The sequence below is a fragment of the Streptomyces sp. NPDC043812 genome (assembly GCF_056436245.1).
In genome coordinates, this window is sequence record NZ_JBWKCY010000062.1 from 1 (window position 1) to 8,784 (window position 8,784).

Annotated in this window: 13 protein-coding genes; all 13 read right to left on the minus strand. The window is 72.0% G+C overall.

Annotated features, from left to right (window positions below; genetic code table 11):
- On the minus strand, positions 1–211 hold a 211-nt coding region (locus AC067Z_RS38095), incomplete at its 3' end, for a hypothetical protein (RefSeq protein ID WP_478794233.1).
- Between the two features lie 41 nt (positions 212–252).
- On the minus strand, positions 253–876 hold the full coding sequence (locus AC067Z_RS38100) for a hypothetical protein (RefSeq protein ID WP_478794234.1): 624 nt from the start codon (positions 874–876) through the stop codon (positions 253–255).
- Between the two features lie 62 nt (positions 877–938).
- Positions 939–1,433 (minus strand): hypothetical protein, encoded by a 495-nt coding sequence (locus tag AC067Z_RS38105; protein WP_478794235.1) that lies wholly within the window; start codon positions 1,431–1,433, stop codon positions 939–941.
- 72 nt (positions 1,434–1,505) lie between these two features.
- A complete protein-coding gene (locus AC067Z_RS38110; protein ID WP_478794236.1) occupies positions 1,506–2,198 on the minus strand; it encodes a hypothetical protein in 693 nt (230 codons plus the stop codon).
- A gap of 114 nt (positions 2,199–2,312) precedes the next feature.
- Positions 2,313–3,236: a hypothetical protein gene (locus AC067Z_RS38115; RefSeq protein WP_478794237.1), complete on the minus strand. Its 924-nt coding sequence runs from the start codon at positions 3,234–3,236 to the stop codon at positions 2,313–2,315.
- An 8-nt stretch (positions 3,237–3,244) separates the two neighbouring features.
- Entirely contained in the window at positions 3,245–3,967 is a 723-nt protein-coding gene (locus tag AC067Z_RS38120; RefSeq protein ID WP_478794238.1) for a PP2C family protein-serine/threonine phosphatase, read from the minus strand.
- Between the two features lie 76 nt (positions 3,968–4,043).
- Positions 4,044–4,559 (minus strand): DUF6573 family protein, encoded by a 516-nt coding sequence (locus tag AC067Z_RS38125; RefSeq protein ID WP_478794239.1) that lies wholly within the window; start codon positions 4,557–4,559, stop codon positions 4,044–4,046.
- Between the two features lie 98 nt (positions 4,560–4,657).
- Positions 4,658–5,308, minus strand: coding sequence for a hypothetical protein (locus AC067Z_RS38130; protein WP_478794240.1), 651 nt, complete (start codon positions 5,306–5,308; stop codon positions 4,658–4,660).
- A 97-nt stretch (positions 5,309–5,405) separates the two neighbouring features.
- Positions 5,406–5,726, minus strand: a complete 321-nt coding sequence (locus AC067Z_RS38135) for a hypothetical protein (protein WP_478794241.1) — start codon at positions 5,724–5,726, stop codon at positions 5,406–5,408.
- 322 nt (positions 5,727–6,048) lie between these two features.
- Positions 6,049–6,432, minus strand: coding sequence for a hypothetical protein (locus tag AC067Z_RS38140; protein ID WP_478794242.1), 384 nt, complete (start codon positions 6,430–6,432; stop codon positions 6,049–6,051).
- 79 nt (positions 6,433–6,511) lie between these two features.
- Positions 6,512–6,913 carry a hypothetical protein gene (locus AC067Z_RS38145; RefSeq protein ID WP_478794243.1) on the minus strand — a complete coding sequence of 134 codons (402 nt, stop codon included), beginning with the start codon at positions 6,911–6,913 and terminating at the stop codon, positions 6,512–6,514.
- Positions 6,914–7,043: 130 nt separating this feature from the next.
- Positions 7,044–8,384 carry a hypothetical protein gene (locus AC067Z_RS38150; protein ID WP_478794244.1) on the minus strand — a complete coding sequence of 447 codons (1,341 nt, stop codon included), beginning with the start codon at positions 8,382–8,384 and terminating at the stop codon, positions 7,044–7,046.
- A gap of 9 nt (positions 8,385–8,393) precedes the next feature.
- A complete protein-coding gene (locus AC067Z_RS38155) occupies positions 8,394–8,762 on the minus strand; it encodes a ParB/RepB/Spo0J family partition protein (RefSeq protein ID WP_478794245.1) in 369 nt (122 codons plus the stop codon).
- Between the last annotated feature and the right edge of the window lie 22 nt (positions 8,763–8,784).

An 8,784-nucleotide genomic window follows, 5' to 3' on the forward strand; every position in this document is an offset into this window, starting at 1 on the left:
GCCCTGTGGCGCGCAGGCGACCGTAGGCGCTGCCCGTGTCGTAGACGGTGACGGAGAGACGGATGGCGCGGCCGTCGGTGTGCCGCAGTTCGCAGGTGCGTTCGTACCCGCGCTCGGCGTCGGGCACTGCGCTCCAGCCGGCGCCGAGGAGAGCGGCTACGGCGGGTGCCAGGGTGGTCGTGTCCGGCAGGGGACGCTCGGTGTGGGTCATGTCTGTGCCTCCGGTTCCTGGTGTGCTGCGTGGAGTTCGGGTCATGCCGCGGCCGCTCGACCGGCCGGGCGTGGGAGGGTCAGGCGGTGAATCAGGGTGCAGAGGGCGGCGGCCTGGTCGCTGGTGAGTCCGCGGACCGTGAGGTCGACCGCAGATGCGTGGTCCTCGATGTCGGCGTGCACGGTGTGCGGGGTGTGGCCGTACCGGTTGCTGCGCACGGTGGTCACCCGGCGGTGTGCGTGGGGGGTGACGCGGACCGGGGCGCCGAGCTCGCTTGGGATGCGGTCGGCTCCGAGTGCGGTGGCGATGCGGCGCGCGGCGCAGCTGCGGGCGCTCTCCTCGGCGGTGGCGGCGTCGTGCTGCCGCAACTGCGCGGCTCGCGCGCTCTCGTACCGGGGCATGAGGCGCTGACGGATGTGTCGGCCCACGTAGGCCGCGCTGCGCGCCTGCATGGTGATCTCCTGCGCGCCGTGCCTTCCGGGAAGAAGAGCGCGGGCGGTGATGCTCGCGCCGCGAGGGATGAGCGCGATCTCGTGTCCCTTCTCGCTGGACAGCAGATGGGCGCCGTTCCAGCGCGTATCGGGCTCGCTGCGCCATGGGTTGTCGGGGGTGGTCAGCTGTGCGGCGAGGGCGGCGGCGAATGTGCGGACGGAGGTGGCGGCCATGCGGTACTCCTCGTGCCGGGCCCGGGGGTGCGGCGGGCGGTGTCCGCACCCCCGGGGTGGGGTCATCGGGTGTCAGGGCCACCAGTGGCGCGCGCGTAGGTGGCGACGATGGCCGTCGTGATCGCCTCGTGGCGGGGATCGACGACGGCGGCCGCGGTGCGGCGCCAGCGCAGCGTGATCACGAGCGTGCGCAGCTCGGCGACGTCCAGAAACCAGGGGCCTTCGTCCGGCAGATGTGCGTCGAACTTCAGGCGGTTGGCGGCGTTGACCTCGTCCGTGCTGCTGAACACGTCCTGCCTGTGCAGTGCGCGCCACAGGGTTGCGCGGACGTAGTCACCCTGGACGCGGTGCGTGGGCCTCACTTCGTACAGACCGGATACGGACTCCCGTATGCGGGTGTGCATGGTGCCCTGGTGGCACGTCAGCTCCTCGTCGGGGTCCAGCACGAAATCCGAGCGGCTGAGCTCCTGCCCGCACGTGGTGCACGCGTACAGGTCGCCGTCGGCCGGCCGGTAGCGGCCGCGGCCGCACGTGCCGCAGATGATCGGGGTGAACATCGGCTGTCCCTTCTGCCGGTTCGGGGCTGGTGCCGCGCGCGGGGCGCGGCACCAGCGGGGAGCGGAAGGGGGTCAGGCGCCGAGAGCGGCGGCCTTCGCGAAACGGGGGCTGATCATGTCGGCGTGGAGTTCGCACGCCCGGCGGCCGGTCACCGTGGTGACGGCGTTCGCCCAGCACGTGCCGTAGTCGCACTCCCACGCTTCCTTCGGGCGGCAGATGGCGCACCGTCCGGTCTGGATGCCGTGCATCTCGCACGGGGCGTACCGGACGTGGTCCGGCATGGACTCCAGTCGCTCATCACGGCGGCCGAGTTCGGCGAACGGGGCGGTCGGGATGGTCTCGCCCGTGTCGTGCACGAACGTGATCGGCAGCTCGCTGTGACGCTCGGGAGTGGTGTAGAAGGGCATGCCCTGCGCGCTCCACACCATCACCAGGTGCGCCTTGCGGGTGAGTTCCTTCAGGCGGAAGTGGCCGTGCAGCTCGTTCGCGTCGCGCTCGGTGAGGGTCCAGCGGTAACCGTAGCGGCGCAGATAGCGGCGAACCGTGGCGGCCGGGCCGGTCTGCGACGCGTCCAGAGTTTCCACGGCGGCGATGGCAGCGGCCGGGGAAGTGTTGAGCTCGTCCGCGGCCTGCTGTGCGTCGTCGGCGGTGCGGTGCGCGCTGAGTGCGTAGCCGTTGATCCGGTCGAACGTCTCGTGACGGCCGCTGAATGTGCGGGCGGTGTACTGCGGCTGTGCGGGAGGGGTGATGAGGCGGCGTGCCACGGCTGCTCCTTCGCTGGATGGCGGTCCGGGTGCCGTCCGGGGGGCCAACCCCTTCTGACGTAAATAATTGTAGCACGATTGAGTGTTTTGGTGGGATGGGTGAGGGTGCCACGTTCAGCGCGGCCATGGCCCGGTCACGGTTCCCCGCAGGGCGAGTACGCCGAGCCACATCGGGTCGGGCATCTGCCCTTTCCTCCTCCAGAAGGACCGCAGTTGCGTGCGCGGTCCCGGCTGGTGGATGGCTCGCGCCTCCGCTTCGGCGCGAGCCTGGACGGCTCCCCAGACGGCCGCGTCGGCGACGTGGTCGCCGCTTTCGGGAAGCGGGCGGGCGACGTTCACGAGCACGTGCATGTCGGGGTAGCGGACGACGAGATACCGCGGCTCGGCGTAGGGCGGGAGCGGATGGCCGGACGCATCGACCGCGCGCGGGACCGTGCAATGCCGCTCGCACAGCCGCCGCATGTCGACGGCCGTGACCGCGTTGGCGTCGCAGTCGACGTCGTCGCATTCCCAGCCCTCGACGGGCCGGCACGCCCGGCACATCCGGCCTTCTGCACGGTGCTGCACGCATGTGGTGGTGCGGGCGAGTTCGCCGGCCGGGGCGGTCGGCGTCGCCCCGCCGTCGTCGTCGATGCCCGTGATCGGCAGCTCGCGGTAGCGCTCGGGCGTCACGTAGTACGGCATGCCGAAGGGGGTCCACACCATGCGCAGATGTCCCGCGCGCTCGGCCTTCTTCAGGTCCTGGACCGCGTGCAGGCTGACGGCGGCGCGCTCGCTGAGGCTCCAGCGGTAGCCGTAGCGGCGCAGCAGGCGGCGGGCATCGGCGGCCGGCCCGGACTGTGTGCGGTCCAGCGTGCGCACGGCGTGCGCCGCTGCTCCGGGGTCGGTGTTGAGCACCAGGGCGGCGCAGCGCGCTTCGTCGGCACTGCCGTGCGTGCTGAGCGTGTAGCGGTGGATGCGGTCGCCGACGGTGTGGCGGCCGCCCGTCGTGCGGGGCAGGTACTGAGGCGCGGACGGTGCGGGGCCGGGCGTGGCCATGGCTCTCCTCAGGCGTGGTCGGGGCGGGGAGTGAGAACGGTCGCGGCGATGTTGTCGCGTGCGCGGCGGTCGGCCCGTGCGGTGTCCAGCAGCGTGCGGCTGATCGTGTGGGGCCGGTGCGGGGCGGCAAGGATGCGGGCGATGGTGTCGGCGGGCACGGTCGTCGACAGTCCGTCGCTGCACAGGAGCAGGCGTTGCACCGGGCCGCTGATCCGGACGGACGCGATCGCTCCCTCCAGCAGAACGCTGCGGGTGACGATGTGGTCGAAGCCCGGGGCGAGTTCGCGCGTCCACTCGTGGGCGCTGCGGCGCATCTCCTGCCCGCGGGTGTGGTCCTCGGTCACCTGGTGCAGCGTCCCGTTCTGCAGGACGTAGGCGCGGCAGTCGCCGACCCATGCGATGTCGAATCCGCCTCCGGCGCTGTCGTCCACCTGGACGGCGCAGACCATGACGCAGTCCCCTTCCTGCCCCCGCGGCGCTCCGTCGTACATCTCCTGGAGTGCGGTGCGGGCGGCCGCGATGCCGCATGCGGCGCCGCTGCGGACGGCGGCCCTGACGGCGGCGTGGGTGGCGTGCTGCGCGGCCTCGGCCGGCTCGTAGTCGTCGCCGATCCCGTCGGCAATGGCCCATGCGAACCGATCCGTTGCGTTGCGGTAGGCGTCGGCGGCGTCGGCCATGTGCCGGCGCGGGCCCTGGTCGGTGACGGTGGATGTGGTCCAGCGGGCAGGCATGGAGAGCCTCCGGGGTGGTGGTGAGGGGCTGGCCGGGGGCCGGTGCCGCACGGGTGCGGCACCGGCCGGAGGGGTGTCAGTCCTCATGCGGCTGCATGATGGCGAGCACCGGCTCGCCTTCGTCCCCGCCGCTGAGCACGGCTTTCAGCGTCACCGGGCGTGCCGCCTCGCTCTGTCCGTCGCGCGGGACCCGGTACAGCTCCACCCGGCATTCGCTCCGGCCGCGCGCCCGGTGCATGGCCACGCGGGTCATGAACAGCACGTCCCACAGGCGGCCGCTCTCGTCCTGCGGGGTCTGGCGCTCGGTGTCCTCGTCGCTCCACGCGACGCAGTCGGCGTGCGCGGCGGCGCTGAGCGCCACGGGGATGAGGATTCCGGCCTCGCGCGACATCGCGTCGTCGACCGCGATCAGCAGGCCGTCGGCGAGTGCCTCACTGCGGGTGTACGTGTCGATGATGCCCTGGCCGAACGGCTGCGCGCCGTCGGTGATTTCGGCGGCCTCGGCACTGTCCGCCGGGATCGACCGCATGGCGTCATGGCTGACGGCAAGGTCGTCCTCGATACGGGCAAGCAGTTCGTCGGTGCGCTCCACGGGTGCTCCTTCGCTGGGTGGTGGTCCGGGTGCCGTCCGGGGGGCCAACCCCTTCCGACGTGAAAAATGCTAGCACGATTATATGTTCCGGTGTGGTCTCAGCTTCGGGCGATCGCGACCGATCGGCGCGTCTGCGGGAGCGGGGTGCGCGCGCGTCCGGCCCGTATGAGCGTCTGCTCGGCCTTCACTGCGCGGTGGGCGCGCCCGGTCCAGTCGCGTACCTGCTCGCACCGGGCAAGGGCGGCGGCGGTGGCGTCGCTCGGGCGGGTGCGCTGGATGTCTGCCAGCCGCTGGGCCTCGGCGGTCACTTCGGTGTGCGTCGCGGCGATCACTCCGTACGCGGTGCGGTGCCGCGTGATCCGGCTCCAGGAACAGCGGCCCGTTTCCTGCTCCAGCGTGACCAGCGAGCACCGCGGCCACTGCTCGCCGCCCTGGGCGGGCTCGGTGTGCACATCGATCAGGCACGACACCCGCTCGTCGTGCAGCGGGTCGTAGCCGTAGGGGTCCAGCGGGACGGGGACGGGGCGCGTGCCGCGCTCGGCCAGGTGGCCGGCGAACGCGGTCACGGTGGGCGGCGCCTGGGTGCGGTGGAGGCGTGCCAGGTGCACGGCCACGGTGGGCAGTTGCCATGCGGGGGTGCCGAACGGGGCGGCGGGCATCGACCATGCGCCGCGCTGTGTTCCGCTCTGGTCGCTGACGGACCAGCGGATGACCAGCAACCGCGGGCGCGTGATGGCGACATGCGTCATGAACAGAACCTTCCGGTCCGAGGGGGAGGGGCTGCGGCCGGCCGCAGCCGTGGCGGCGTGCGGGACGCGGCTGCGGGCCCCGTCCCGCACCCTGCGGCTACTCGGGGCAGGGGGTGAGCGTGTGTGCCAGCGGAATGAGGTCGGGGCGTCCGTCCTGCTCCAGTGCGTGCGCGGTGACGCGCTGGGCGGTCTGCTGGAACTCCGCTCCGGTGAGTCCTGCGCGCTGCGCGATCAGGCGGCCGAGTGCCAGCGGGGCCAGCGCATCTTCCACCGTCACCAGCAGCTCTTCCGGGTCGCGGCCGAGGTCGCGGGCCGTGCGGATGATCTGCCGGGCGATGGGGCTCATGGCTTCGGCGATGTCGTCCTCACTGACACCGGCCTCCGCCAGCGGGTCGCGGCCTTCGGTCTGCGCTGTCATGGGGGCTGCCTTCCGTCGGGTGGTGGTCGGGGCGTCGTCCGGGCCAACGGACTGACATAAAGAATTCTAGCACGATAAGGCGTTCCGGTGGGGGTGGGTGACCGGGCAAGGGACACCGGCGCCGGCCGCTATCCTGGTGACAGAACGCAGCTCCTGCGCCGACCCTTCGGGGCCTTCGCTGGGTTGTGGTTTGGGAAGGTCCGGCGGTTGGGCCAGCCGCGAAAGCGGTCCGCTTCGGCGGACAACCGCCGGACCGCCACACAGACGACAGAAGGGCCGGACGCGACGCGTCCGGCCCTTCTCTCTGCGCGCGGTCAGTCGCTCACCTGCAACCGTCCGCGACGACTTCCCACGTCCATTCGCCCCCGCCGAGGGCGTACCGGCCGTCTTCACCGGGCGCAATGACCGTCACTCGCTGCCCGGGGTCCTCGTCGTCGTCCCACCGGATGCCAAGAACGATCACGCTCGGAGTGCCGTCCTCGGCAGTCGCTCCGCATTCGATGACGTGGACGGTGTGGACTCCGTAGGCGCTGCGGGCGGCGGCCTGGGTGTCGGCGGCCAACTGGCACACAGCGTCCAGGGTGAATCGCGGGCACACGTACCGGCCGCTCTCGTGCGGCGGGCGCATGACCGCGTCGTAGACCTCGTGCGCCGCGCCGCACGTGACGCGCACTGCGGTCGCTTCTCGGTGCTGCTGCCTGCTCATGGGGTGCTGCTCCTCTGCTGTTGCTGCGGGTTGGGGCCGGGGGCAGGGGGCCAGCCCTGCACGCGCTGTCGGGCGGGGGTCACTGGGTCGTGATGCGGAAGCGGTCGGGGCCGCTGAACTCGAAGATGAGCTGCGACGCTCCGTCCTCCAGTGCGGCGCGCAGCACGTCCAGCACGGGGAACGTGGGGTCGTCCAGCGGAAGAACGTCCAACAGGGCGTCATCCCCGCCGAGTAGGGAGTAGGCGTCGGTGCCTGGTCCCCATCCTTGGGCGTGGACGACGCGGGCGGCGTCCTCGGGGTCGTCGTCGCGCACTGCGGCACTGCTCATCAGATACACACCGTCGTCCTTGACCCACCACAGACTTGGGCGGGCCTCGGGGTCGTCATACGGCTTGCGGTGTTCCTCGGCGGCGGCGGCGTGCTCGGCGGCGGCCAGCACTGCGGCGAGGGGGAATCGGAACTGGGATCCGGCGCGGGGCATGCGGACTCCTCTGCGTGATCGGGACATGGGGGCTCGGCGGCCAGGCCGGCGGGGGCGGCCGGGGCGGCCGGACGGGGCCGGGGCCGGGGCCGGGGGGTGGACGAATCCACCCCCCGGCGCGTCGCGCTCCCTACTCCTGCGGTGCCGTCTCCTCCTCGGCGGTCGGCGCTTCCTCCGCGTCGGTGGCCTGCTGCTCCTCTTCGGCGGCCGGTGACGCGTCGGGGGCGCTGCCCGGCTCCTGCGGCGCCTCCTGCCCGGCCTCCGTCTCCGTGGCCTGCTCGGTGGGCTCCTGCGGCTCCTCGGCGGGCTCCGGCGCCGTGTCCGTGGCGTCGTCGGCCTCGGGCAGCTCCTCGGGCTCCTCCTGGTCCTGGGCGCCGTCCTGGTCCCGCTCTTCGGTGCGGCCCTCGGCCGTGGCGACCATCGCGGCCTCCTGGTCCGCCAGGGTGTATCCCTCGGCGGCCAGGAACGTCAGCCACTCGTGGGGCGTGCCGTGCGGGTGCTCCCATACGTTGTCGGTCATGTCCGCCTCGTAGGCGGCCGCGACGTGTGCAAGGAGCAGTTGCGGGCGCTTGGCCTTGCCCGTGCGCTGAATCAGCTCCGTAACGGGCTCGTCCTTGCCCTCGGGGTCCGCAGCACGCGCGAACCGCGCTACGTCGGCCATGGCGGCGGCGGCGCTCTTGCCGTTCTTGTTGATCAGCCTGCGGTACGGCTGGGTCTGGTTGAGCATCGCGGAAAGAACGAACTGCCATGCGGCGTCGGAAAGGCTCTTGCGGCTGCACAGCTGCACAAGGAACTCCTTGCGCACCTCCCGCGCGGCGCGCGCGGCCCGGTTGCCCGCGATGACCCTGCGCCGCTCGATGCGCGCGGCCTCCTTGGCCTGGGCGTCCTCCTGCTCGCCCCGGACCTTGTGGCCGTAGCGGGCGGGGTCGGCGCAGTGCCATACCGGCTCGGCGTCGTCGTCCAGCCGCGCCGCGTGTCCCTCGCACTTCGTGGCGTGGGCCTCGGGCGTGATGTCCTCGCCGAGTCCGTTGGTGAGCTCGCTCAACGGCCGCTCGGTGGCGTCCTGCTTCCGGTACCGGTCCAGCACTGACACACCGGAATCGGTGAGTGCCTTCACTGCGGCCTCGCGCTTGCGCACGTCGGCAAGGTCTTCCCGCAGCTTCGCCATGGCGTGCGACCAATTGCCGCGCCGGTTCTTGGGGTCGTCGGCGTCGCGGCGCTTCGCGGTGGCCAGGCGGGAAGCGGCACCGGTCACGCTCTCGACTTCCTGGAGGTCGGCAAGCTCCATGAGGTCGAATCCGTACCGGGCTCCGCTGGTCAAGCCTTCCGGGGTCAGGTCGGCGGCCTTCTTCGCGGACTTGAGCGCGTCGCGCTTCATGCCCAGCACAGCGGCCGCGCGGCGGCGTCCGGCCTCGCTGGTGCCGATGATTTCGAGCTGGGCCGCGCCGTTGACCTGATCGCGGTCCGTCATGCGGGCGCGCTAAATGTTCTCGACCAGCGACAGGAGCAGTGCCTCGGCGTCGGCGTCGGTGAGGTCGTCGCGGACGAATGCCGGGATGGGACGGACCGGCTTGCCCTTCGCGTCGGCCTTCTTCGCGGCGGCCTGCGCGGCCAACAGGCGGCGCTGTCCCTTGATCACGCCGTACCGGTCGTCTCCGAGCGGCCGGACGGTGATCGGCTCCTGCACGCCGATCCGCTCCACGGACGCCAACAGGGCGGCGTCGGGCTTCGGGTTCTGCTTGCGGGCGTTGCGCGGGTCAATCTCCAGCGCGCGGGGGTCGAACTCGACCAGTCGACCCAATCCGGCAAGGGTGCTGGTCTGCTGCTCGGCGGCCGTGTTGCTGCTCATGGGGCGTGTCCTCCACTGGTGG